This window comes from Streptomyces sp. NPDC001204 (genome assembly GCF_053598035.1).
The window spans coordinates 102,595-128,734 of the sequence record NZ_JBSFJL010000020.1 but is presented as its reverse complement, the minus strand read 5'-3'; the positions used below and the strand labels follow the sequence as shown (position 1 = coordinate 128,734).

The following is a 26,140-nucleotide window of genomic DNA, read 5'->3' as shown; positions in this document are numbered from 1 at the left end:
GCACGCACGGCGGAGGCACAAACGGCCGCACGCACGGCGGAGGCACAAACGGCCGCACGCACGGCGGAGGCACAAACGGCCGCACGCACGGCGGAGGCACAAACGGCCGCACGCACGGCGGAGGCACAAGCGGCCGCACAGGACGGGCTGTTCGTGACCGTGCAGGACACCGGAGGCGACTTCGGGCTCGGCGGGCACGCACCCGACCGCGCATGGCTGGGCGGGGTCGCCGGTCTGACGAGGACCGCGGCGAAGGAGTGGCCGGACGCCTCGGTCAAGGCCGTCGACTGCGAGCGGGGCGGCCGGAGCGACGAGGAGGTCGCCGAGGCGATCGTGCGGGAACTGCTCGACGGCGGCCCCGACCCGGAGGTCGGTCTCCGCGCGGACGGAACCCGCATCGCCCTGCGGGCGGTACCCGCCCCGGTGACGCCCGGCGGCACCCAACGGATCACGTCGGAGTCGGTGATCGTGGCCACCGGAGGGGCCCGCGGGGTGACCGCCGCCGCGCTGCTCGACCTGGCCAGGACCCACCGTCCGCGGATCGTGCTGCTGGGCAGGACGGCACCGGTTCCCGAGCCCGAGGGGCTCGCGTCCGCCGCCGACGAACCGACGCTCACCCGGCTGCTCGCCGAGCGCTCCACAGAGGACGCTGCGGACTCCTCGCCCGCCCGGATCGCGGCGCGGGCCCGGGAGATCCTGGCCGCGCGCGAGGTGCGGGCGACGCTCGCGGCGCTGGAGGAGGCGGGGTCCCCCGTCCGGTACGTCCAGGTGGACGTCCGCGACGTCGACGCCGTGGCCGCCGCGCTGCGCGACGTACGTGACGCGTGGGGGCCGGTCACCGGCATCGTGCACGGTGCGGGAGTGCTGGCCGACAAGCTGATCGCCGACAAGACCGACGAGCAGGTCGAGTTGGTGATGTCCACCAAGGTGGACGGTCTGCGCGCGCTGCTGGCCGCGACGGCGGACGATCCGCTGGACGTGATCTGCCTGTTCTCCTCGGTGGCCGCCGTGTTCGGCAACGCGGGTCAGAGCGACTACGCCATGGCCAACGAGATCCTGGGTCAGGTCGCGTCCGCCGAACAGGCCCGCCGCCCCGGCTGTCTGGTGCGGTGCGTCGCCTGGGGTCCGTGGCGCGGCGGCATGGTCACACCCGCTCTGGCCGGGCATTTCGGCCGGTCCGGGGTTCCGCTGATCCCTCTGGAGCAGGGGGCGGCCGCGTTCACGGCCGAGCTGGACGGCCCAGCCGGTGAGGCCCGTGTCGTCCTGGTGGCCGGGGACGATCCGGCGGCCCTGTCCCCGGCGGGCGATCCCCGTCCGACGCAGTTGCTCGTCCGGACGGACAGCCTGCCGCAACTGGCCGACCACGCGATCACCGGGGTTCCCGTGCTGCCGGTGGCGATGGTCCTGAACTGGTTCGCGGGGGCAGCCACCGCCTGGCTGCCCGAGGCCGGCCCGCTCGTCCTGCGCGACCTGCGGGTGTACAAGAAGTGCGCCCTGCCCGAACTGGCCGGCACAGGCCACCTGCTCACCGTACACGGCAGCCGGGGCGCGGCCGGTTCGCCGTCGGGGCTGGAGGCGGAACTGCGGGGGGACGGCGGGATGGCGCACTTCCGGGCCGTGCTGGACACCCGGGCCGACGCGCCGGATCCGGCCGCGTGGGGTGGCCCGGACGGCCTCAAGCCGCTGGACCGCGCCGAGTTGTACGACGGGGAGAGCCTCTTCCACGGCCCCTGGTTCCGCTCCGTCCGCACGCTGAACGGTGTTTCGGAGCACGGAGCCGAGGCGACCGTCGCGGGCGTACGCGCCCTGGAATGGCCGGGTGAGCACTGGCCGCTCGACCCGGCCGCCGTGGACGGCGCACTCCAACTCGCCCTGGTCTGGGCGCAGGAGGAACTCGGTGCGGCGACGCTGCCGATGGCCGTCGCGGAGTGCAGGGTGCACCGGCGCGGCCCCGTGGACGGCACCGTGCGGTGTGTGCTGCGGGGCCGGAAGGTGCACAGCACGGGGGCGCGCTGCGACGCGGCGCTGATCGATGCCGACGGAGCCGTCCGCCTGGAACTCCTCGGCGTGGAACTCGTCCGCCGACCCTCCTGAGCCCCGGCGCCACCCGAGTCCCGGCCCCCGCGAACCTGTCCTGCCCTGCCAGCGTGCCCTGCCGTGAAGTGAGACCCGTATGGAATTCGAACCGATCGCCGTCGTCGGCCGGGGCTGTGTGCTGCCCGACGCGCTCGATCCGGACACGTTCTGGGACAACGTCGCCACGGGCCGCACCAGCCTGTCGGCCGTCCCGGAGGGCCGGTGGCGGCTGCCGCACCGCTGGGCCATGGGGTCGGTGGACGACCACCTCGACCGCACCTGGACCGATGTCGGCGGCTACGTACGGGGGTTCGAGTCCGTCTTCGACCCGAGCGGCTTCCGGATCGCCCCGGAGCGGATCCTGTCGCTGGACCCGCTCTTCCACTGGGTCATGTACGGCGTCCGGCAGGCGCTCACGGAGGCGGGCCGCGAGGGCCCGCTGCCGCGCGCCGGGCTGGTGCTGGGAAACCTGTCCTATCCCACGCCCTCGGGGGCGGCTTTCGCCGAGCACGTCTGGCTGTCCGCCCAGCGGCCTCCGCTCCGTGACGCCCTGCTGACAGGAGAGCGCCGGGAGCGGCCCGACGCCCGGAACCGCTTCTCGTCCGGGCTGCCCGCCCGGCTCGCGGCCCGGGCGCTCGGGCTGGGCGCGGGGGCGTGGTCCCTCGACGCCGCCTGCGCGTCGTCGCTGTACGCGGTCAAGCTGGCGTGCGACCGGCTGCACGACGGCACGGCGGACCTGATGGTGGCCGGTGCGGTCAGCCGGGCGGACCCCCTCTATCTGCACGTGGGGTTCTGCGGGCTGTCCGCGACGAGCCGCACGGGGCGCAGCCGGCCCTTCCACCGGGACGCGGACGGGCTGGTGCACGGCGAGGGCGCCGGGTTCGTCGCCCTGATGCGGCTGTCCGAGGCGCGCGCCGCCCGGCTGCCCGTGCTCGGGGTGATCCGCGGTGTCGGGCTGTCCAACGACGGGCGCGGCGCCGGGCTGATCAGTCCGTCGGAGGAGGGCCAGGTCCGGGCCATGCGCCTGGCGTACGACGCGGCGGGCGTCACGCCCGAGAGCGTGTCGCTCGTCGAGTGCCATGCGACGGGGACGCCGGTCGGGGACGCGGTGGAGGCGCGCGGCATGGCGCGGGTCTTCGGGGCCGGTGACGACGTGCCCATCGGCTCGGTGAAGTCGAACGTCGGGCATCTGCTGGCCTCGGCGGGCGTGGCCGGGCTGTTGAAGGTGCTCGGCGCGCTGAGCGCGGGGGTCCGTCCGGCGACGCTCGGCGCGGAACGGCCGCTGGAGGCGCTGGCGGGCACGCCGTTGCGGGTGCTGTCCGCGCCGGAACCGTGGTCGGGGCAGCGCCGGGCGGCGGTGAGCGCGTTCGGGTTCGGCGGGACCAACGCCCATCTGGTGGTGGACCTTCCGGACGGCGACCCGGTGCCGGCCGTACCGCGGCCCAACCGCCCGCCGTCCGCCGCCGTGCCCGCCCCGGCCCGGACGCGGGAATCGACGGGCGGCCGTGCGCCGGTGGCGATCGTGGCTCTCGGCGCCCGCGTCGGCGACGGGACCTGTACCGAGGACTTCCGGCGGGCGGTGCTGGGAGGTGACCGGCGTGGCCCCGCGACGGAGATCGCCGTGGAGTTGAGGGACCTGTGCTTCCCGCCGCTGGCCCTTCGGCGAACGGTGCGTCATCAGCTCCTGGTGCTGGAGGCAGCCCGTGAGGCCGTACGGTCGGTGTCCCTGCCCCGGGAGCGGACCATGGTGGTCGTCGGCATGGGGGTGGACCCCGAGGTGGCCCGGGCGGGCGCCCGCTGGCGGGTTCCCCACTGGCTGGAACAGGCCGGGCTGCCCGCCAGGGCACCGTCGGCGGACCTCGCCCGGGACGCGTTCGTGCCGCCCATGACCGCGGAGGCGGTGGTGGGCAGCATGCCGAACCTCGTGGCGAACCGGATCAGCACCCAACTCGACCTGGCCGGCCCGGGGTTCGCGGTCTCGGCGGAGGAGGCGTCCGGGCTGGTGGCGCTGGAGCTCGCGGCCCGGGCCGTCCGGTCGGGGGAGGTCGACGCCGCGCTCGTCGGTGCCACCGACCTGTCCTGCGAGGCGGTGCACAGGGCCGCCCAGCGGGAACTCGGACGCGAGGACGAACCGGGAGACGCCGCCGTCGTCCTGGTCCTCAAGTCCCTGGACGCCGCGCGCAGGGACGGCGACACCGTCGTCGCCCTGCTCGACGAGGATTCCGCCGGCGTGCCCGACATGGTCATCGGGGACGGTCCGGACGCGGTGTTCGACCCGGCATCCGTCTTCGGGCGCGCTCATGCCGCGTATGGTCTGGTCTCCGTCGCGGTCGCGGCGCTGTCGCTCCAGCACCGCGCGGTGCCGCGTCCGGGCGGTCCCGCGGACACCGCGGCCCTCGCGCACACCGCGAAGGCCGTGGTGACACCGATGGAGGGGCCCACCGCGAGTGTCCGGCTGCGCGCGGGAGACGCCCGGCCGTGGCTGCGGAGCCCGGCTCCGCGTCTGCACGTCTTCTCCGGGGCCGACCGGCAAGGGGTGCTGGCCGCGCTGGAGGCCGCTGCGGAGTCCGGCGCCGGACCGGCCCGGCTGGCGCTCGTGGCCGACGACGACGCGTTGCCGGGCCGTATGGAGGCCGCCCGCCGCTGGCTGGCCGGGGGCGGGGCCCGTCCGGTCGACGTGGCGTACCGGGACAGGCCGGTCACGGGGCAGACCGCGTTCGTGTACACCAACGGCTCGGCCACGTACCCGGGTATGGGCCACGAGTTGCTGCTCGCACTGCCGTCGCTCGGCGAGGCCGTCCGTGCCCGGCACGGGGCGATCGGTGCGCGACTGCGGTCCCGGGCGGAGCCCGGAGTGCTCGACCAGATCTGGGCCGCCGCCGAACTCGCGGTCCACCACACCGTGTTCACCCGGGAAGTGCTCGGGCTTCGGCCGGACGCCGCCCTCGGGTACTCCTCGGGCGAGTCGGCCGCCCTGGTGGCGCTGGGTGCCTGGCCGGACGCCGCCGGGCTGTACGACGCCACCCGGGACAGCGGCCTGTTCACGACCGAACTCACCGGTGAACTCCGGGCGGTCCGGCGCCACTGGGAACGTCTGGGCATCCAGGGCTCCCGCTGGTCGAGCCATCTGGTCACCGCGCCCCTGGAGAGGGTCCGTGCCGAACTCGCCGCCGAGGCGGCGGTCCATCTGATGGCGGTGAACGCGCCCGGAGTCTGCGTCATCGGCGGCGAGTCGCGCGCGTGCGCGGCCGTCGTGGCCAGGATCGGCGCCGACCGCGCGATCCGGCTCGACTACGACATGGCCGCCCACGCACCGGAGTTGGCGGACGTCCGGGAGGTATGGCGTGAGGCGCACCGCCGGCCCACCGTCGACGTGCCCGGTGTGCGGTTCTACAGCGGGGCCGCCGGGCAGTCGTACCGGCCGACGGCCGAACGGGCCGCCGAGGCGCTGACCGCGCAGGGGCTGAACACGATCGACTTCGCCGCCACGGTCGAGCAGGCGTGGGCGGACGGCGTCCGGATCTTCGTGGAGCACGGGCCGCGCAAGCTGTGCACCGGATGGATCAAGCGGGTGCTGGGCGACCGGGACCATGTGGCCGTCGCGCTGGACACCCCGGGCGACACCGGGCTGCGGCAGCCGTGCCTCGCGGTGGCCGAACTCGTCGCCGCCGGGGTACCGGTCCGCGCCGACGAGCTGTTCGCCCGGCTCGCAAAAGCGGCCACCGAGGTCCCGCGTCCCGGGCCCACCGTCACCGTGCCCGTACCCACGCCTCCGATTCTGCCGCCGCTGGAGCCGGCCCTGGTGACCCTGCCCCGGGCCCCCGAACTGGCGCCGGTGCCGGACCGGGCGGCCCGCCCGTCAGAGGCACCCGGCGACGTGGGGCGGCGCCCCCTGCCGGACGTCCGGCCGACGGAATCGGACGGTCGGAAGGCACAGGAGACCGGTGCCCGTGCCGCGGTCCTCCGGCAGAGCCGGCGCGTCGCCGCGCTGCACCAGGAGATCCTCGCCGGGCACACCGAGGCCCATCAGCGGTTCCTGCGGATGTCCGCTCTCGCCGTCACCGCGCTGAGGAGCGGCGCGCCCGTGCCGGTACGGCCGCCAGGCCCACCGGCCCTCCCGGCAAAGCGCCCGACGGCCGGGCCGCCGCCGGCCCCCGCACGGCCCACGCCCCGCCCGGCGCCCGTACACCCCGCGCCCCGCCCGGCGCCCCTGCCCTCTCCCCCGCCGGAAACGGCACTCACACCACCCCTCAGGCCGGGGCCCAAGTTCGACCGCGCCCAACTGGAGCACCTCGCCTCCCGGGAGATCTCCACGCTGTTCGGCCCCCGGTTCGCGGAGCAGGACGCGTACGCGGTGCAGACCCGGATGCCCGGGCCGCCCATGCTGCTCGCGGACCGGGTCACCGGCATCGACGCCGTGCCGGGGGCGCTCGCCGCGCCCGGCGCGGTGCGCACCGACGGGACGATCTGGACGGAGACCGACGTCCTGCCGGACAGCTGGTACCTGGACTCCACCGGGCGTATGCCCGCCGGGCTGATGATCGAGGCCGGCCAGGCGGATCTGCTCCTGCTCAGCTGGCTGGGCGTCGACCTCCTCAACCGGGGCGAGCGCGCCTACCGGCTGCTCGGCTGCGAAGTGACGTACCACGGCAGTCCGCCGGAAGCGGGCGACACCCTGCGCTACGAGATCCACGTCGACGGCCACGCGGAGCACGACGGCGTCCGGCTGTCCTTCTTCCACTACGACTGCTATGTGGACGGCGAACTCCGGCTCAGCGTCCGCGAGGGCCAGGCCGGGTTCTTCACCCCCGGGGAACTCACGGGCAGCGGCGGTGTGCGGTGGGATCCCGCCGAGCGGCCGCCCGGCGACGACCTGCCGCTCGACCCGCCCGCCGTGCGCTGCGGACGGACCCGCTTCGACGCGGACCGGGTGCGCGCCCTTGCCCAGGGGCGGCCGGCGGACTGCTTCGGTCCCGGCTGGGAGGCGACGGCGGCCCACGTGCGCTCACCGGGGCTCGACGACGGCAGGCTGCGGCTGCTGCACGAGGTGACCGCGTTCGACCCGGCCGGAGGGCCGTGGGGCCGCGGCTACCTGCGGGCCGAAACCCCTCTGTCGCCCGACGACTGGTTCTTCGCGGGGCACTTCAGGAACGACCCCTGTATGCCGGGCACCCTGATGCTCCAGGGCGGTCTCCAGGCCATGGCGTTCTACCTGACGGCCATGGGCTTCACCGTGGACCGGGACGGCTGGCGTTTCGAGCCCGTCGACGGTCGGCCCGTCAGGGCGATGTGCCGGGGCCAGGCGACTCCGGCCGGCCGGCGGGTCGTCTACGAGGTGTTCGTGCGCGGTGTCTCGGCCGGGCCGGTGCCGACGCTGTACGCCGATGTGCTGGGCTGGGTGGACGGGACGAAGGCGTTCCTGGGACAGGACGTGGCGCTGCGGCTGGTGCCCGACTGGCCGCTGTCTCACTGGCGGCGCTCGGGCCCGCCCGTCGTGCAGGACAGCGGTACACCGGTGCCGCTCCCCCTGCTCGGCGGGCTGGCCGGGCACCGTGAGGAGAAACCGGTCGCGACGGCGGCCGACGGACTCCCCTTCGGCTACGCCTCGTTGCTGGCGTGTGCCTGGGGCAGACCGAGTGAGGCGTTCGGCACCTCGTACGAGCCGTTCGACGGAACCCGCAGGGTCGCGCGGCTGCCCGGTCCCCCGTACCACTTCATGAGCCGGATCGTGACGGTGGACGGTCCGCAGGGCGGTATGCGGGAGGGCAGCAGCGTCGTCGCGGAGTACGACGTGCCCGCGCGGGCCTGGTACTTCGAGCAGAGCGGCGGCCATGCGATGCCGTTCGCCGTCCTGATGGAGATCGCCCTGCAACCCTGCGGGTGGCTGGCCTCCTACGTGGGCAGCGCGTTGACCACCGACACGGATCTGCTGTTCCGCAACCTCGACGGGTCGGGAACGGTCACCGGAGAGGTCACTCCGGCGACGCGCACGGTCCGCACCCACGCCGAGCTGACGCGTGTCTCCCACAGCGGGGACATGATCATCGAGTCGTTCCGGGTGAGGTGCACGGCCGACGGGATGCCGCTGTTCGAACTGTCCACGGCCTTCGGCTACTTCCCGCCGTCGGCCTTCGACCACCAGCAGGGTCTCGCGGTGTCGGCCGAGGACCGGGCCCGCCTCGACGAGCCCTGTGACCGCATGGTCGATCTGACCGCCCGGCCCGCTCGCCACTGCGCCGGGGAGCCGCGGCTGCCGGGCCCCATGCTGCTGATGCTCGACCGGATCACCGGATCCTGGCCGGACGGGGGCAGCAGGGGGCTCGGGCGGCTGCGGTCGGAGAAGGACGTGGTCCCGGACGAGTGGTTCTTCCGGGCGCACTTCTTCCAGGACCCGGTGCAGCCGGGGTCGTTGGGCGTCGAGGCCATGTGCCAGCTGCTCCAGTACCACCTGCTGGAGCGCGGCGCGGCGGACGGCATCCCGCACCCCCGCTTCGAGCCGGTGCTGCCCGGTCGCGAGGCGACCTGGACCTACCGCGGCCAGATCACCCCGGCCAACCGGCTGATCCGGGTGGACATGGACATCGTGGAGAGCGGCAGGGACGCCCGGGGACCCTACGCGACGGCGGACGCGACGCTGTGGGGCGACGACACGTGCATCTACCGGGTACGCGGGCTGGGCATGCGCGTGGTGTCCGCAGCGTCCATGTCCTGACCTGCTGGCCTGTCTCATTACCTCAGCGGTAATCGATCTTCCGTACGGAACCGGTCAAGGTGGGAGTCACCGGGGCCCCGCGGTCCGCTCCGCTCGGGCCACGACCCCGGTGACCAGCGTTTTCGATCTCGACGGAGGCTGATCGGCATGTCCGCCACCACCCTGCTCGGCACCCTCTCCCGCACCGACCGTCCGCACACCATGCTGCGCCGCTTCCTCGCTCTCGACGCCGTCGTCACCGGCGTCAACGGGCTGGTCTACATGATCGACTCGAAGCCGGTCGGCCACCTGCTCGGCATCAGATCCGGTCTGCTGTTCGAACTCGGCATCTTCCTGGTGCTGTACGCCGCGGGGGTCGGCTCCCTCGCCGCGCGGAAGCAGCCGTCGGCCCTCGCCGTGAAGGCGGTCGTCGACGCCAATGTGCTGTGGGCCGTGCTCAGCATCGTCGCGATGCTCGCCTGGTTCTCGCCGACGACCGCGGGTGCGGTCTGGATCCCCGTGCAGGCCATGACCGTCGCCGGTTTCGGCGTGCTCCAGTTCCTCTCGCTGCGTGCCGCCACGGCCTGAGGGGCCGAGGTATCGCCTTTCGCCCTGTCGCCCTTCTTCACAGACCCTGCCCCGCCGTCGGCAGCAGGACGACCAGCCGGGCGCCGGGGCGGTTGTCCTCGATGCGGGTGCTGCCGTGGTGGGCCGTGACGGTGTCGCGGACGATGGCGAGGCCGAGACCGCTGCCGCCGGTGTCCCGGGCACGGGCGTCGTCGAGCCGGGTGAAACGCCCGAAGACGCGCTCACGGTCGGCCTCGGGGATGCCCGGCCCGTCGTCGGCGACGGTCAGTTGTGCGGTGTCGCCGAGTGTGTGGAGGCTGACGTCGATCCGGGCGCTGGCATGACGCAGCGCGTTGTCCAGCAGGTTGCGTACGACACGGGCGAGGGCGTCCTCGTCGCCCGCCACCCGTGCCGCGCCGACGGCGTGCTGGTCGATGACGAGCCGGGTCCGCCGACGGGCTTCACGCACCTCGGAGAAGACGATCTCATCCAGGTCGACGGGGCGCGCCTGCAGCCGCGGGCGGGCGTCGAGCCGCGCGAGCTGGAGCAGGTCGTCGACGAGCCGGGTGAGCCGTTCGGTCTGCGGCAGGAGTCCGGCGGCGAGGGACCGCCCGTCGGCCAGGCCGGGGTGGTCTGCGGCGACGGACAGGCGAGTGTGCAGGGTGCTCAGGGGATTGCGCAGTTCGTGGGCCGCGTCCGCGACGAACCGCCGCTGCCGCCGCGTCGATGTGTCCAGACGGGCCAGCAGGTCGTTGAGGGTCGTGGCCAGCCGGCCGAGCGCGTCGTCGGCGGGCGGTACGTCGAGGCGGCGGCTCAGGTCGGAGGCGGTGATCTCGGCGGTCTGGGCGCGCATGCCGTCCACGGGGCGCAGCGCGCGCCCGGTGAGCAGCCACACGACTCCGGTGAGGGCGGCGACGACCGCCGGGACTCCGGTGGCCAGACCGACGGTGAGCTGGGCCAGGCCGTGGTCGACGCTCTCGGTGGGTACGGCCACGTAGACGGTCACCGGGTCATGGGCGGCGCCCGCGGGGACGCCGACGGCGCGCCAGGTCCCGCCCGTCCCTACGGGAATGTCGTCGACGGTGTGGGCGTGCGGGGTGTCGGCCCGGCTCGCCGGGAAGGTGAAAGCGCGCGGCCGGCCACGCAGGTTGGCCGAGCTGGACAGCACTCTCCCGCTCGCCGCGATCACCTGTACGGCGACTCCCCCGTGGTCGGTGGTGGGCACTTCCGCCGTGATCTGGTCGCTGTCCTCGTCCGCCGCCACGACCTGGGCTCGTTGCAGGGCGGTCTGGTCGAGTCCGCTGATCAGGCTGGCGTGCAGCCAGACGACGAGCAGCACGGCGGCTCCGGCCAGCCCCGCGGCGATGACCGCTGCCGCGGCGGCGGTCAGGCGCAGCCGCAGTGACCGGCGGGCCCACCAGTACCGGATGCCCGGGGTCATGGGTCACCCCGCACCGCCGCGCAGCCGGTAGCCGGCGCCACGGACGGTCTCGATGGTCCGGCGGCCGAAGGGCGCGTCGATCTTGCGGCGGAGGTAGCCGACGTAGACCTCGACGATGTTGGTGTCGCCGTCGAAGTGCTCGTCCCATACGTGGGTGAGGATGTCCGTCTTGCTGATCACCTCGTCGGGGTGCCTGAGCAGGTATTCCAGGAGGGTGAACTCCCTTGTGGTCAGGTCGATTTCGCGGTGTCCACGGCGGCAGCGGTGCCGGGCGGGGTCGAGTGTGAGGTCTCCGGCGGTGAGGACGGCGGGGCGGGCGGGTGCTCCTCGCCGCAGCAGGGCCCGGAGGCGGGCGACGAGCACGACGTAGGAGAAGGGCTTGCTCAGGTAGTCGTCGGCGCCGAGGTCGAGGGCGTCGGCCTCGTCGTACTCCCCGTCCTTGGCGGTGAGCATGAGCACCGGTGTCCAGGCTCTGGCAGCCCGCAGTCGTTTGAGGACCTCGTACCCGGACAGGCCGGGCAGCATGATGTCGAGCACGATGACGTCGTACGGTTCGTGGAGGGCCCGCCACAGTCCGTCCGGGCCGTCGTGTGCCAGGTCCGAGACGAAGCCTTCGGCGGCAAGTCCGTCGGCGATCGCCTCGGCGAGTGCGCGCTCGTCCTCGATGATCAGCGTCCGCATGGCAGCCTCTCGAGAACCACGATAGCTCCGGACCGGAGCGGCTGTTTCCCGGGAGGAAGCCGGCGAACGTGTGCGCCACGGCGGTGGGGTCATCCCTCCATCACCGATTCCACCAGGTCCATGGCCAGGTCCAGGGTGTGGTGCACCGGCAGGCCGTGGTCGGTGTACCAGTCGGTCGTGGCCTCCGGGTGGGGACCGGTGACCGCGACCCGCCCGCGGCCGAAGCGGGTCACGAGGGCGGCGGGGGCGCCGTTGTCGTAGGTGGCGAGGACCGTGGCGTCGGCGTCCTCGTCGAGGTCGAAGAGGGGGCCGTCCTGGAAGAACACCGTGCGGGGGCGGCCGCGCCAGGTCACCGTGATCAGTGTGTCGCTCTCCTCGTGGACGGTGGCTCCCGGGGAGGAGATGTACTGGTCGGTGTCACCTGGGAGCAGGGCGAAGCCCGGTGTGGCGCCGGCGAGGTAGCCGCCGAGGCAGAACCCGAGGTAGCGCCCGCCGTCGCGGACGAAGCCGCGGATCGCCCGGCGCCGCCACCGCAGTCTCCGGTAGGCGGGGGCGAGCGTGCCGCCGCCGGGCTGGGCGTACAGCAGGGCCTGGGAGAGAAGTCCGGCCGAGAGCGGAAGCGCCTCGTGTGGGCCGGTGAAACGGACGTCAAGGTTCCACGGCCCGGAGGAGAGCAGTCCGGCGACCGCCTCGGGGCAGCCGGGCGACGAGGCCGGGCCGCGGTAGACGAGAGCGAGGGGACGGCGTCCGGCGGCGGCCCCTGAATGCCTTGGGTGTGTCATGGCTGCCTCACCGCGGGTACGTCGTCGGCCCGCCGTCCGCTGGTGCGCTGTCGTCTCCTTCGGCGGGGAGCCCGTGCCAGCTCGTTCCCGGCGTCAGGCGCTCGCCCTTCATCACCAGGGACAGCGCACCGAGCCGGACGCCGGCGCCCACCTGCGTGTCGTAGAGCACTACGGTCCGCGTACCCACGCTCGCGGCGGGGCCGACGCTCACCGTGGACATCTTCATCACCCGGTCCTCGAACAGGTGGGTCTGGAGGGAGACGAGCATGCCGATCGAGGCGTCGTCGCCCACCTCGACGAGGTCGAACTCGGTGAGGTACGTGGTGCCGATCCAGGTGCGCCGTCCGATGCGGGCACCGAGCCGGCGCAGCACCGGCGGCAGGAAGGGCGTCCCCACCAGGGCGCCCACGCCCGCGGGTACCGCCGCCGCTTCGAAGAGGCCGGTGACGAACTCCGTGCGGCGCACGAACAGGCTCCACAGGGGCTCCACACGCGGCCGGTACCGTCCGGCGACGACCCACTTCGCGAACACGCAGCACCCGATGACGGCCAGCACCGCCCCGGCGGCGAGGAACGGCGACACGAGCGGCGGCACCCACGGCCCGGTGCGGCGGGCGGTGTCCGACAGGGCGAGCAGGTACAGGAAGGCGGCGGCCGCGAGCACGGACATGGGCAGGGTGGCGCGGAAGAACTCGATGGCCAGGCGGCCGAGTACGGCCTTGCGGGTGGGCCGGAACGTCTTCTCCTCCGGATAGGACCCGCTGTCCTGGCGCACCGGCAGCCGCAGGGCCGGTGAGCCGAGCCAGGTGCTGCCGTCGGGCACGCGCTCCGGGGGTGGCACCGTGCCCACTCCGACGAGAGAGCCGGGGCCGAGCCTCGTCCCGGCCGGGACGAGCGCCGCGTTGCCCACGAAGGCGCGTTCGCCGATGTCCGTGGGTTCGAAGGCCATGCGTCCGGCCGCGAAGGCGGCTACGCCGACGCCGGCCATGTCGGCGACGAAGCTGCCGTCGCGGAGGGTGAGCAGGTCGGGATCGATGTGCGCCGCGGTGGAGATCTCGGCGCGCCGGCCGACGCGGGCGCCGAGCAGCCGCAGCCACGGGACGGTGTAGAGCGTGGCGTAGAGCGAGTTGGTGAGGGTGAGGCTCTGCTCCAGCAGCTTGTCGGCGATCCACTTGCGCACGCCCAGCGCCGAGCGCGCCGGATGGATTCCGGGAGGGGTCCTCGGCAGGACCGCGCGCTTCCCGGCGGCGACGACCACGCACACCGTGGCCACGAAGACCGGGCCGGACAGGAGGGTCGCGGCGAGAGCGGCGGTCGTGTCACCGCTCGACCAGGCCCACCAGACGAGGGCGACACTCGGCACGGCCGCGGCGACCACGACGGACTCCAGCAGGACCAGACCGAGCACGACGGCGGCCAGTTGGCGGCGCCGCCAGTGATCCGCCTCGGTCCGGTCACGCAGCATCGTCTCGACGAGCGGGGCGAGTGCCCCGACCGGGCGTGCGGGCGATCCGGCGCGGCGCGCTCCGGCCGGGACTGCCTTGCCCGGGCCCGACACGGACTGCTCACCGAGCGCGGACCCGGGGCCCAGGTAGGCGCCTGGTTCGAGGACCGCGTTGGCGCCGACGTACGCCCTCTCGCCGACGGTGATCGGGGCGATGGTGACCCATCCGTCGGCGACCTGCCAGGGGCGCAGCGTGGCGCCGTAGCCGATCGTGGCGTCCCGGTCGACGCCCAGCAGCGTGGGCAGGCCGACGAAGCCGGTGGCGATGGTGGTGCGGGGGCCGACGCGGGCACCGAGGAGCCGCAGGTACGGACCCATGAGCGGGGATCCGCTGAGCATCCGCAGCGGGCTGATCCCCAGTAGCAGCACGTCCAACAGCCACAGCCGCAGGTACGTCGCCCCCCAGAGGGGGTACCGGCCGGGCCGGATGCCCGCCGCCAGCGGCCGCGCGAGAAGGACGGGAACCAGCCAGCGTACGGCGAACCAGCCGGCCAGTACCGAGACGGCCGGTCCGACGGCCCCGCTGCCCGACACCTGTCCGTGGCTCAGCGCGAAGGACGCGGCCACCGGACCGGTCAGCAGGAAGAGCAGTGCGTAGAAGGCCGTCGCCTGGAGGAGTCCGGCCCGCGCGATGCGGGCGCGGCCGTGCCGCAGGGGGGCGGGGCGGGGCTGCCGCGGCGCGCGGGATGCGTCGGCCGTGGAGCGCAGCCGGGCGGCGAAGCCGGTCACGGTCGGGTTCTCGTACAGGTCGCGCAGGGTGGGGCCGGGTCCGCCGCCCGGGTCGCGCAGCAGCGACACCGCGCGGGCGGCGAGCAGCGAGTGACCGCCGAGGTCGGTGAAGAAGTCGGCCTGCGCGGAGAGTTCGCCGGGGTCCATGCCGAGCGTCCGTGCCCAGGCGTCGCGCACCCTGGCCTCGAGCCGGTCGCGGACCGGCGCCACAGGGCCGGTGCCGGCGAGGCGGCGGCCGGTGGGTGCGGGCAGTTTCGTACGGTCGGTCTTGCCGCTGGGCATGACGGGCAGCCGATCGAGGAAGTCCAGTGTCGCGGGCACCATGTAGGCGGGCAGCGACCGGCGCAGGCGGCGGTGCAGCCGGGCGGCGAGATCGTCGTCGGGGACCGCGCCGTCCCCGGCGGGCACGACGTAGGCGGCGAGAACACGGTCGCCCTCGGGTCCGTCGCGCGGTGACACGGGGGTGGTGGCCGCCTGGGCCACGCCGGGGTCCTCCAGCAGCACGTTGTCGATCTCCTCCAGGGACACCCGGTAGCCGCGGATCTTCACCTCGGCGTCGGCCCGGCCGAGGTACTCGATCTCCCCGTCGTCGGTCATCCTGCCGAGGTCTCCGGTGCGGTACAGGCGGCCCGAGCCGGGCGCCGAGGGGGGCTGGACGAAGCGCTCCGCGGTCAGGTCGGGCCGTCCCGTGTAGCCGCGTGCGAGGCCCGGACCGCCCAGGCAGATCTCACCGACGGCGCCGTGCGGCACCGGCCGCAGTCGCTCGTCCAGGAGGACGGCCGAGCAGGTCGGCAGCGGGCGGCCGATGGTCACCGGACGCCCCGGCCGGAGTTCCTGCCAGGTGGCGGTGACGGTTGCCTCGGTCGGCCCGTAGGTGTTGAGGATGCGGCGTCCCGGCCTGCTCCACCGCTCGACGAGCGAGGCGGGGCACGCCTCGCCGCCGACGACGACCTTGCGGAGCCGCGGGAGGTCACGGGACATCGTCGCCAGCAGCGTCGGGACGCAGTACAGAGCGGTGACCTGGTGCTCCTCAAGGAAGCCGGCGAGATCGTCGCCCAACTGCCCGGGGCCGCCCGGTCCGGCGACGAGCGTGGCGCCGGCCGCCCAGGTGGGCCAGATCTCCTCGATGGAGAAGTCGAACGAGAGGGTCATGCCCTGGTACACGCGATCGTGCGGCCGTACGCCGTAGATCGGTGCCACCACGCGCAGGAAGTTGCAGATGCTCGACTGCGCGATCTCCACGCCCTTCGGCCTGCCGCTGGACCCCGAGGTGTACATCACGTACGCCAGCGGATCGTCCACGTCCCCGGCCGCGGCGGCGGGCCGTTCCGGCGGCAGGGCGGCCAGATCCGCGGCACACGTGTCGACCTCGATCACCGGGCAGGTCCGGCACCGCTCCGCCCAGGCGGCACCGGACGCGAGCGCCGACGTGGTCAGCACCACGGCCGCGCCCGCGTCGCCCAGGATGAAGGCGACCCGGTCCGGCGGCGCGGCCGGGTCGATCGGCACGAACGCCGCGCCCGCCTTGCACACGCCCAGCAGGCACGCGTACATGTCCACGGACCGGGGCAGCAGCAGGGCCGCGCGACTGCCCGGGCCGATGCCGGCCCGGTGCAGATGCCGGGCCACCCGGTTGGCCCGCGCGTCGAGATCGGCGTAGGTCAGGAGCCGCGATCCGCATTCGAGGGCCGGGGCTGACGGAGTGCGGTCGCAGGCGTCGTCGTAGAAGCGGTTCAGCCTGTCGCCGGCGCCTCCGGTCGCCGGGGCGGTGCCGCCCCGGCGAGGAGATACGGGTGGGGCTGCGGTACGGGAAACCATGGGCTCCCCCTCTTCGATGCGAGAAGGCCTCGCTTCCCCTGTGCGAAAAGGACCCGGTCGTCCCCAGGACACCTCCAGCCTCGGTGACGCTCGCTGAGAAGACACTGAGAAGCCGGCCGGGGCCGGCCCCGCGTGGCCGCCCCCGTCATGTCCCGGGCGAACCGGGGGTGGTGGTGAGGGTGACGACCGCCGCCACCCCGTCGACACGTAGGGTGCCGCCGTCGCGGTCCGGGAACAGGACCGCGTCGAACCGGTCGAGGGTGACGCCGGACTCCTCGACGGCCACCGTGCCCGTCAAGGCGATCACGAGGACCAGGATCCCGGTCCGTGGGACGACGGAGAACTTCTCACGGGCCATGCGGACGTGCCCCGTCGCGCCGGTGCGCCGCGTCATCACGTTGAGATCGACGATCGGGCCGGAGAGCAGCCGGCAGTCGGTGACCGCGTCACCCGGAAAGGAGAAGGGCTCGTACGCGTCGGCGATGGTGTGTGAGGCACCGTCGACGGTCAGCTCCATCCCCGCCCCGTCCACTACGGTGATGATCCTGTCCACGCCCGTGAAGGAGGAGAACGGACCGCCGCGAGCGACGTCGGCGAGACTCACTCGCCAGACGAAGTCCTCCAGACCCGCGCTGGAGCCGTCGGCGGCGACCTCCCGGGTCAGACCGCCGCCGTTCTTCCAGCGCGTCACCGGCCGGTCGTGCGCCCGCAGCACCTGGCTGCCCGTCATGCCGTCATCTCCTTCAGCGCGGACTCGGTGAAGACCCGGTAACCGGTGTCGGGCCGGTATCCGTGTATCTCACGAGTGTCGAGAGCTCCCATGTACCGCAGCACAGTCTCGTTGATCACCTGGCCCGGGACGAGCACGGGGAAGCCCGGGGGGTACGGCGTGACGAAGGTGGCCGAGACGACCTCCCGCCCGGCCGCCACGGCCTCGGCGACTTCGTCCGCCATCACGTACTCGCACTTGTCGTCGTCGTACGCCAGGAAGAACGCCTTGCGCAGGTCCCCCTCCGGTGTGTGAACGCCCGGTCGGAACGCGGCATGGAACGCGCTGAAGTCCGGCAGGGCGGCGGACCCGGCGCCCAGGGCGGCGCTTCGCCGATGGTGCAGGGCACGTTCGCGGGGGCTCATCTCCTCGATGTTCTCCTGCAGTTCCTCGACGATCTTGACGAGCACCTCGATGAGGTAGGCGACCGCGCTGCGCGTGGTTCCGATGGTGGTCATGAACAGCAGCGTGTTGCGCGTGGTCTTGTTGACCTGGACGCCGTAGCGGTCCATGAGGTGTTCGTGCTTGAAGGTGTCCCCGTCGATGCCCGTGCGGCCGATGTGCAGGGTCGCCCGGGTCGGATCGAGGACGAACTCGTCGTCCTCCCAGGCGGCCGCCATCTTCGCCAGCCCGGTCCGCAGGGGCTGGTCCACACCGGAGGAACGGTACCGGGCGGGTATCAGCTCGGGCGTGGTGAGGAAGTGCAGGTACCGGCTCAGCACCGGGTGCTGGTCGATCGCGTCCCTCAGCACGCCCGCCTGCTCGAGCTGCTTCTGGACCAGTTCGAAGCCTTCCAGGGCGGCCTGTCGGCGGCCGAGGTCGAGCGAGGCGAGGATCTGGTAGTTCGGCGACGTCGACGTGTGCGTCATGTAGGCCTCGTGGAACGTCTCGGCCGCCTTGTGTCTGAAGTCCTGGTCGAAGACGTGGATCATGGAGCCCTGGCGCAGCGACGTCAGCGTCTTGTGCGTCGACTGGGTGGCGTACACGCGGATGCGGACGGTGTCCGGATCCGGCATCAGACGGTGGCTGAGCAGGGTCTCGTCGTCCGGGTCGTCCCCGAGGGCCTCGCGGTGCGCGGCGTACTGTCCGGCGTAGTCCGCGTCGCGGTAGCGGTCAATCAGCTCGCGCGCCGCGGCCATGGCGGTGCGGCGGCGGTAGACCGGGTGGAAACGGGCGAAGGCGAACCAGGCCTCGTCCCAGAGGAACGCCAGGTCCGGCTTGAGTGCCAGGCACTCCTCCATCACCCGGGCGGGGTTGTAGACGATCCCGTCGAAGGTGCAGTTGGTGAGCAGGAGGAGCCTGACCCGGTCCAGCAGGCCCTCGCGCCGCAGCATCAGCAGCTTTCGCTTGATCTCCTCCACCGGTACGGCCCCGTACATGCCGTACCGGTCCATCGGATAGGCGTCGAGGTAGACCACGTGGGCGCCGGCGAGCATCAGCCCGTAGTGGTGCGACTTGTGACAGTTGCGGTCCACGAGCACGATGTCGCCCGGCCGGACCAGGGCCTGCACCACGATCTTGTTGGCGGTGGAGGTGCCGTTGGTGACGAAGTACGTCTGCCGGGCGCCGAACGCCCGGGCCGCGAGGTCCTGCGCCTCCCGCAGCGGGCCCGTGGGCTCCAGCAGCGAGTCCAGGCCGCCGGAGGTGGCGGACGTCTCGGCGAGGAAGATGTTCAGCCCGTAGAAGCGGGCCATCTCCGGGATCCAGTGGGAGCCGACCACGGAGGTACCGCGGGAGATGGGCAGAGCGTGGAAGACCCCGGTCGGGCGCCGGCTGTGTGCTCGCAGCGCGGTGAAGAACGGTGCCGTGTAGCGTTCGCCGATGCCGTGCAGGATCGACAGGTGAAGTTCCAGGAGTCCTTCCCGGGCGTGGAAGACCCGCGCGAAGCCCCGGCTCAGCCTGCCGGCGGTCCTCTCCACCGCCCCTTCCGTCATCAGGTAGAGGTCCAGCTCCGGCCGTAGTTCCAGCAGCCGGGCGCCGAGCGCCTGCGCCCGCTGCTCGAACCGGTCCTCCTCCGGGAGGGCCTCGGCGGCGGTTCCTTCGAAGAACCGCCGCACCACCTGCAGGTCGTGCCGGGAACGGTTGGCGAACCGGCGGCGGATGACGACGGCCTGAAGACTGGGGTTCACCAGCGCCGCGATCACCGCGTCCTCGAAGCTGGGGGCGACGACGAGGTCGTAGACGAACTCGTCCTCGGCGCGGCGCAGGTGGCGCAGGGTCTCCCGCAGCGCCAGTTCCTCCGTCTCGTCGAGATCTCCGACGACGAGCACTTCGAAGTACGGCTTGGCCGCGGGCTCGTGCGGCGAAGACGGCTCCTCGGCGACTGCTTCCTCGGGGTGTTCCGGTGCCGTCGAGACATTGCGGTAGGTGTCCGTGCCCAGGGCCAGGTTCAGGTCGTCCGCGCGCTCCGCCAGCCGGCGCCGGTCACCGGTCTCGTGGAGCCGGCGCAGCTCGCCGAGGCCCGCCTTGCCGGGAAAGGCATAGCAGTTCTCGATCGGCGTCAGCAGCCGGAACAGTTCCGCCAGCTGGTCGGTCAACGGCTCCGGGCGGGTGCCGGCGCTCGGGCCGAGACTCAACCGACGCGTCAGTTCCGCCAATGAGTTCCACGCGTCGGCGCGCAGCTGCCTGACGCTGTTGTAGACGCCTGGGAATGTCACCTCGTCGGTGTGGTCCGCGGCGGCCACCGACCGGGCGCCGCGTTGTGGTGCCGACGGGGCGTCGGCCGATCCAGCAGTCTGTGCCATGTGTTCCATGAAGCCCCAGGTCATGGCCCTCTTACTACGCCCGGGAGCCGCAATCCGTCTCGTATCCCAGACGCCTCGGGGTGATTCGGAATCGGCGTTTCCGGACGGACGTACGCTCGCGATATGTCCACGGTCCCTGCCGCAGCCCAGGTGCTCGCCGTCCTCCGCTACCTCGCGGCCCAGGCCGGTCCGGTGCCGGCCGCGGCCATCAGCCGCGACGTGGGGCTGCCCCGGTCGACGACCTATCACCTGCTCGACACCCTGGCACGCGACGGCTTCGTGGTGCACCTGCCCGAAGAGCGTCGCTACGGCCTGGGGGTCAGTGCCTTCGAACTCGGCTCCGGATACAGCCGCCAGGCACCGTTCCAGCGCCTGGCGCGGGTCCCGCTGGCACAGCTCGTCGACCGTACCGGGCACAACGCGCATCTGGCCGTGTTGCACGGCCGCGAGGTGATCTACGTCATCGAGGAGCGAGCCCCGGGACGCGCGCCGCTGGTCACCGAGGTCGGCGTACGGCTGCCGGCGCACCTCACCGCCAGCGGCCGGGCCGTGCTGGCGCGTCTGGCGCAGGCCCAGGTCCGCGCCCTGTTCCCCGACCCCTCCGCGTTCGTCCTGCGCAACGGGCTCGGACCCACCTCGCTGTCCGCTCTGCGCAACCTCCTCGTGGAGGTACGGCGCCGCGGATACGCGACGGAGGACGGAGAGGTGACGACCGGTTTCTCCTCCGTCGCCGCCCCCGTTCTCGATCACAGCGCCCATCCGATCGCGGGTGTGGCGGTCACCTTCCCGGCCGGGGAAGCGGATCCGGAGCGCCGGCAACGGTTCGCCACGGAGGTGGCCCGGACCGCCCGTGAGCTGAGCCGCCGCGTCGGCGGAGTCACCGACGCGCCACGCCGTCCGGGAGAACCGGCTCTCTCGGCGTAGGAACTCGTACGAGATCGTAGGCCCGCGAGGGCTCGTGCGGCTTCGTCATGTCTCTCACGCCTCTCACCGCCTCTCACGGCTTTCACGGCCTCTCGCGGCCTCTCACGGCGAGACGGCCGCGGCCCCGGCGCACCGCGATGGGCGCGCCGGGGCCGCCGGCTCCTGGATACGGGCTCCTGGATACGGGCCGCCTCGGAGAGGGAGACCGTCAGTGGAGGGAGACCGTCAGCAGAGGAGGCCGACCTCGGCCTCGGCCGCGGCGAGGGCCCGACCGGAAGCCACGTACTGGACGGCCTCCTCGATCTCGGGGGCGAGCCAGCGGTCGGCGCCGGGACCCTCGACCACCTCGCGCAGACCGTCACGTACCGCGGCGGTGCCCGGTGCCGGAGTCAGCGGGGCGCGCAGATCCAGGGCACGAGCGGCGGTGTAGAGCTCCACGGCGAGGACGCGGGCGAGCCCGTCAAGCGCGCGGCGCAGCTTGCGGGCGGCGGCCCAGCCCATCGAGACGTGGTCCTCCTGCATGGCGCTGGAGGGGATGGAGTCGACGGAGGCAGGCCCGGCCAGGCGCTTGAGCTCGGAGACGATCGCCGCCTGGGTGTACTGGGCGATCATGTGTCCGGAGTCGACGCCCGGGTCCTCGGCGAGGAACGCGTTCAGGCCGTGGTTCCGCGACACGTCGAGGAACCGGTCCGTGCGGCGCTCGGCGACCGAGGCGAGGTCGGCCACCGAGATGGCCAGGAAGTCCAGGACGCAGGCGACGGGCGCGCCGTGGAAGTTGCCGTTGGACTCGACCCTTCCGTCGAGCGTGACCACCGGGTTGTCCACCGCGCTGGCCAGTTCGCGGGAGGCCACCAGTTCGGCGTGCGTGAGGGTGTCGCGGGCCGCACCGTGGACCTGCGGGGAGCAGCGCAGCGAGTAGGCGTCCTGGACGCGGGTGCACTCCGGACCGCGGTGGCTGGCCGTGATCGCCGAACCGGCGAGCAGCGCCCGCAGGTTGGCGGCGCTGTCGGCCTGGCCCGGGTGCGGGCGCAGCGCCTGGAGGTCGGCGGCGAAGACGGCGTCGGTGCCGAGCTGCCCCTCGACGCTCATCGCCGCGGTGATGTCGGCGGTGCGCAGCAGCAGCCGCAGATCGTGGCAGGCCAGGACCAGCATGCCGAGCATGCCGTCGGTGCCGTTGATGAGCGCAAGGCCCTCCTTCTCCTGGAGGACGACCGGGGTGATACAGGCGGCGGCGAGCGCCTCGGCGGCCGGCTTGAGCACCCCCTGGGCGTCCCGGACCTCGCCCTCGCCCATGATCGCCAGTGCGCAGTGGGCGAGGGGGGCGAGGTCGCCGGAGCAACCGAGGGAACCGTACTCGCGCACCACCGGGGTGATCCCGGCGTTGAGCAGCGCGGCGTAGGCCTCGGCGGTCTCCCTGCGAACGCCGGTACGTCCGGTGGCGAGGGTCGACAGACGCAGCAGCATGAGAGCGCGGACGACCTCACGCTCGACCTCGGGGCCGGAGCCCGCGGCGTGGGAGCGCACCAGGCTGCGCTGGAGCTGGGTGCGCAGTTCGGTGGGGATGTGGCGCGTGGCCAGGGCGCCGAAGCCGGTGGAGACGCCGTAGTGCGGCACCACGTCGTCGGCCAGACCCTCGATCACTTCGCGACTGCGAGCGATCTCCTTGAGGGCCTCCTCCGCGAGGACCACGGGCGCACCGTGGCGGGCGACGGAAACAACGTCGTCGGCGGAAAGGGGGCCGACATTCACAACAACAGTCATAAACCTATGAAGTCCCATGTCAGAGCAGCTTCGCGAGGCGCTGACGGCACTCATTGTCCGGGATCCCAGACATTGTGCTCCGGGCGGTGCGAGAACGCCGATGGGGTCCGTCCGGCCGGACGGACCCCATCGGCGTTCGAGGGTGGTGTGCGGTTACCCCTGCAACTAACCCTGAGCTGCGGAGACGGGTTCCTCCGCCGCCTGCTCGGAAGCCTCGGAGAGGTCTGCGCGGGCACCGCGCGGACGGGCCCACAGGAAGTACACGCCCGACAGGAGTGCCAGCCAGACGGCGCCGACGATCAGCGCGACACGGGTGCTGTCGGAGAAGGCGAGGAGCCCGAGCACGCCGATCATGAAGGCGATCGTGATGATCTGGCCGTAGGGCCAGAACGGTGCCGGGTACTTGAGTGCGGCCTGCTCCTGCGGAGACATCCTGCGGCGGGCGGCGACCTGCGCCACCAGGATCATCAGCCAGACCCAGACGGTGGCGAACGTCGCGATCGAGGCGATGACGACGAAGACGTTCTCGGGCATCAGGTAGTTCAGCAGGACGCCGAGCAGCAGCGCGCCCATCATGATGACCACGGTCAGCCACGGCGCCCCGTTGCGGGAGACCCGGCGCAGGACCGTGGGAGCCTGCCCGCGCTCGGCCATGCCGTACATGATGCGGCCGGCGGCGAAGATGTCGCTGTTGATCGCGGACAGGGCCGCGGTGATGACCACCAGGTTCAGCACGGTCGCTGCGGACTTGATGCCGAGGCCGACGAAGATCTGGACGAACGGGCTGCCCGAGGAGTCGACGTTCTGCCAGGGGTTGAGCGACATGATCACCGCGATGGTCAGCACGTAGAACAGCACGATGCGCAGGGGGATCGTGTTGACCGCGCTCGGGATCGTCCTCTCCGGGTCCTGGGCCTCTCCGGCGGTGACGCCGATGATCTCGGTGCCGCCGAAGGCGAACATCACCACGGCCAGGGACATGATGACGCCGTGGACTCCGTGCGCGAAGAACCCGCCGTTGTTCCAGAGGTTCGACACCCCTACGTGGGCGCTGCCGGTGTGGATGCCGAAGACGAGGATCGCCACACCGGCGATGATCATCGCGATGATGGCGACGATCTTTACAAGGGAGAGCCAGAACTCCAGCTCACCGAAGACCTTGACGCTGAACAGGTTCATCACGCCGACGACGCCGACGACCGCCAGCACCCAGATCCAGCGCGGTACGCCGGGGAACCAGAAGCCCATGTACACGCCGAACGCGGTGACATCGGCCAGACAGACGATGACCAACTCGAAGGCGTAGGTCCATCCGGTCGCGAACCCGGCCAGCGGGCCGAGATACTTGGTGGCGTACTCACCGAACGATCCCGCGCACGGGTCGCTCACCGCCATCTCGCCGAGGGACCGCAGGACCAGGAAGACGGCTGCTCCGCCGATCAGATAGGCCAGGAGGACCGCGGGACCGGCAGCCTTGATGGATTCGGATGATCCGTAGAAGAGCCCCGTCCCGATCGCTGAGCCCAGCGCAAGGAAGCGGATGTGGCGGGACTTGAGTCCCCTGGTCAAGGTCGTCGCCGTGTCCTTGGTCAACGTAGTGCTCCTTGGGGACGGGAGGTCCCGGATGGGTGAGAAGTGGGTAGGGAGTGCCCCCGGCGGCGACTGCCGCCGCGCCCACAGAACGAACGAAGGCCTTGTATATTCCTGTATAGACAGGCGCGTCAATAGGTGAACCAGTGAGCGGACACGAGATCATCGAGACGAAATCGAGCAGCACCTCGCCCGCGGTCGGGCGGGCGCTGGACATCCTGCTGCACCTCGCCAGCCGCTCGGGCCCCGCGCAGGCCGGCGCGCTGGCCCGGGACCTGGGCATCCCGCGCTCGTCCGTCTACCACATCCTCTCGGTGCTGGTCGATCGCGGATTCGTCACCTACGTCCCGAAGGAGCAGGCCTACGGTCTGGGCGTCGCGTCCTTCGAGATCGGCTCCGCCTATCTGCGGCACGAACCACTGGAGCGCCTCGCGCGCCCGATCCTGCGCAGCCTGGCCCATCGCCTGGGCCAGACCGTGCACCTGGGCATCCTCTACGGCGCGGAGTCGGTCTACCTGCTCAAGGAGCGGCCGCCCGCGGGGCAGGGCGGCGACGTCGACGTCGCCCTCGTCACCGACATCGGTGTCCGGCTCCCTGCGCACCTGACGGCCAACGGCCGGTCGATCCTCGCCCACTGCGGCGAGGCGCAGCTGCGCGCCCTCTTCCCGCGACCGGGGAGCCTCGTCACCCGCACCGGCAAGGGCCCGCGCTCACTGTCCGAGCTGCGGAGCCTGCTGGCGCGCGACCGTGAGCGCGGCTGGTCGGAGGAGATCGAGCTGGTCTCCGAGGGGCTCCGCTCGGTGGGGGTGGCGGCGTTCGACCACAACGAGCGGCCCGTGGCGGCCCTCAGCAGCACATGGAGCCGGCACTACAGCCGTCATGACGCGGACCATGTGCGGCACGTCCTGCAACAGGGGGCGGCACGGCTGACGGCCGCGGTGTCCGGCCGTGCTCCCTCGGGGCCGGCGACCGGCGGCGGGGCGCAGGATCCGTCCCCGGGGCAGCGGCGCTCCGCGGACGCGGCATGACCGGTGCGCGGCTCGGCGGTCAGTGCGTGTCGAACGTGCCCTCGAGGCGATACCGGGAACCGGGATGCAGCAGCCGCGCGACGCTGACGAGCGCGCCCTGCGACCAGGTGCGGCGCTGAATCAGCAAGCACGGCTCCGACTCCTCGACGCCCAGGATCGCGCACTCCTCCGCGGACGGCAGGACCGCCTCCACGATGTGTTCCCCCTTGCCCAGCGGCGCGACCTCGGAGAGGAACGTGAACGGCGTACGCCGGGTGAAGTCCTGCTCCAGGTAGCCGGGGGCGAAGTCCGGGTTGACGTAGCGGTCCTCCAGCTGGATGGCCACGTCGCCCTCGAAGTGCACCACTCGCGACCGGAAGACCGTGTGCCGCTCGCCGAGGCCGAACTGAGCGCTGATCTTCCCTGCTTCCTCCTCGCGCAAGGACAGCACCCGGGCGTGGTAGCGGTGGCCGCGGCGGCGGACCTCGTCGGCGATGTTGTGCACCTCGACCAGGGCGGAACTGCCCTTGTTCAGTGCCACGAAGGTACCCACCCCCATGACCCGCCGGAGCAGGCCCTGCGCGGTCAGCTCGCGCAGCGCGCGGTTGATCGTCATACGGGACAGGCCGAGTGACTCGACGAACTGGCTCTCCGACGGCAAGGCGTCGCCCTCGCGCCAGCGACCGCTGGTGATCTGCTCGGTCACGAGGTCCTTCACCCGCTGGTACGCGGGAGCCGAGCCCGGCGCCTGTTCCCCGTACAGACGGGCGAGGTCCGCACCCTCCACGGCCACGCCGTTCACCATCCTCGTCACCCTTGGTCCCCCCTGACGCCCGGCCGGCGGGCTGTCGGAAAAATTCTAGGGGAAGCGTCTTCGTCCCCAACCGTCGAGTTGACCCGCGCCTGCCCGCCGAGCCGATCCGCCCCGCACGCCGAGCCGATCCGTCCCCGTGCGCCGAGCCGATCCGTCCCCGCACGCCGAGCCGATCCGCCCCGTCCGCCGAGCCGATCCGTCCCCGTCCGCCGAGCCGGCTTCTCGGATCCGAGAAATCCGGG

14 protein-coding genes are annotated in these 26,140 nt (G+C 72.6%); 5 read left to right on the top strand and 9 right to left on the bottom strand.

Going from position 1 to position 26,140, the window contains the following annotated elements; translation table 11 throughout:
• Positions 1 to 153 precede the first annotated feature (153 nt).
• The 3 genes from ACWC91_RS25905 to ACWC91_RS25895 all read left to right on the top strand — a co-directional run bounded on the left by ACWC91_RS25905 (position 154) and on the right by ACWC91_RS25895 (position 9,355).
• Entirely contained in the window at positions 154 to 2,094 is a 1,941-nt protein-coding gene (locus tag ACWC91_RS25905) for an SDR family NAD(P)-dependent oxidoreductase (RefSeq protein WP_450726056.1), read from the top strand.
• Positions 2,095 to 2,173: 79 nt separating this feature from the next.
• Entirely contained in the window at positions 2,174 to 8,788 is a 6,615-nt protein-coding gene (locus tag ACWC91_RS25900) for a beta-ketoacyl synthase N-terminal-like domain-containing protein (RefSeq protein WP_450643637.1), read from the top strand.
• A 147-nt stretch (positions 8,789 to 8,935) separates the two neighbouring features.
• The gene (locus ACWC91_RS25895) at positions 8,936 to 9,355 is read left to right on the top strand and encodes a hypothetical protein (protein WP_450643636.1); all 420 of its coding nucleotides are present in this window, start codon (positions 8,936 to 8,938) and stop codon (positions 9,353 to 9,355) included.
• 37 nt (positions 9,356 to 9,392) lie between these two features.
• On the opposite strand, the gene ACWC91_RS25890 is transcribed toward ACWC91_RS25895, so the two are convergent.
• The 6 genes from ACWC91_RS25890 to ACWC91_RS25865 all read right to left on the bottom strand — a co-directional run bounded on the left by ACWC91_RS25890 (position 9,393) and on the right by ACWC91_RS25865 (position 19,802).
• Positions 9,393 to 10,775, bottom strand: a complete 1,383-nt coding sequence (locus ACWC91_RS25890; protein ID WP_225077102.1) for a sensor histidine kinase — start codon at positions 10,773 to 10,775, stop codon at positions 9,393 to 9,395.
• Positions 10,776 to 10,778: 3 nt separating this feature from the next.
• Positions 10,779 to 11,456 carry a response regulator transcription factor gene (locus tag ACWC91_RS25885; RefSeq protein ID WP_225077103.1) on the bottom strand — a complete coding sequence of 226 codons (678 nt, stop codon included), beginning with the start codon at positions 11,454 to 11,456 and terminating at the stop codon, positions 10,779 to 10,781.
• An 89-nt stretch (positions 11,457 to 11,545) separates the two neighbouring features.
• Positions 11,546 to 12,238 (bottom strand): BPL-N domain-containing protein, encoded by a 693-nt coding sequence (locus tag ACWC91_RS25880; protein ID WP_225077104.1) that lies wholly within the window; start codon positions 12,236 to 12,238, stop codon positions 11,546 to 11,548.
• Positions 12,239 to 12,245: 7 nt separating this feature from the next.
• Positions 12,246 to 16,289: a Pls/PosA family non-ribosomal peptide synthetase gene (locus tag ACWC91_RS25875; RefSeq protein WP_450643635.1), complete on the bottom strand. Its 4,044-nt coding sequence runs from the start codon at positions 16,287 to 16,289 to the stop codon at positions 12,246 to 12,248.
• 145 nt (positions 16,290 to 16,434) lie between these two features.
• Positions 16,435 to 17,019 (bottom strand): HutD/Ves family protein, encoded by a 585-nt coding sequence (locus ACWC91_RS25870; RefSeq protein ID WP_225077106.1) that lies wholly within the window; start codon positions 17,017 to 17,019, stop codon positions 16,435 to 16,437.
• Positions 17,016 to 19,802, bottom strand: coding sequence for an aminotransferase class I/II-fold pyridoxal phosphate-dependent enzyme (locus tag ACWC91_RS25865; RefSeq protein ID WP_450643634.1), 2,787 nt, complete (start codon positions 19,800 to 19,802; stop codon positions 17,016 to 17,018). The genes ACWC91_RS25870 and ACWC91_RS25865 overlap by 4 nt, the downstream gene beginning before the upstream one ends.
• Before the next feature lie 123 nt (positions 19,803 to 19,925).
• Here ACWC91_RS25865 and ACWC91_RS25860 point away from each other — a divergent pair, with 123 nt between their 5' ends.
• Positions 19,926 to 20,726, top strand: coding sequence for an IclR family transcriptional regulator (locus ACWC91_RS25860; RefSeq protein WP_450643633.1), 801 nt, complete (start codon positions 19,926 to 19,928; stop codon positions 20,724 to 20,726).
• Positions 20,727 to 20,951: 225 nt separating this feature from the next.
• On the opposite strand, the gene hutH is transcribed toward ACWC91_RS25860, so the two are convergent.
• Complete coding sequence (gene hutH / locus ACWC91_RS25855; protein WP_450643632.1) at positions 20,952 to 22,505, bottom strand: histidine ammonia-lyase; 1,554 nt, start codon at positions 22,503 to 22,505, stop codon at positions 20,952 to 20,954.
• Between the two features lie 147 nt (positions 22,506 to 22,652).
• Positions 22,653 to 24,080, bottom strand: a complete 1,428-nt coding sequence (locus ACWC91_RS25850; protein WP_225077110.1) for an amino acid permease — start codon at positions 24,078 to 24,080, stop codon at positions 22,653 to 22,655.
• 143 nt (positions 24,081 to 24,223) lie between these two features.
• Between ACWC91_RS25850 and ACWC91_RS25845 the strand changes: the two genes are divergently transcribed.
• Positions 24,224 to 25,105 (top strand): IclR family transcriptional regulator, encoded by an 882-nt coding sequence (locus ACWC91_RS25845; protein ID WP_225077111.1) that lies wholly within the window; start codon positions 24,224 to 24,226, stop codon positions 25,103 to 25,105.
• A 19-nt stretch (positions 25,106 to 25,124) separates the two neighbouring features.
• On the opposite strand, the gene hutC is transcribed toward ACWC91_RS25845, so the two are convergent.
• Entirely contained in the window at positions 25,125 to 25,889 is a 765-nt protein-coding gene (gene hutC, locus ACWC91_RS25840) for a histidine utilization repressor (protein ID WP_225077112.1), read from the bottom strand.
• Positions 25,890 to 26,140: the final 251 nt, after the last annotated feature.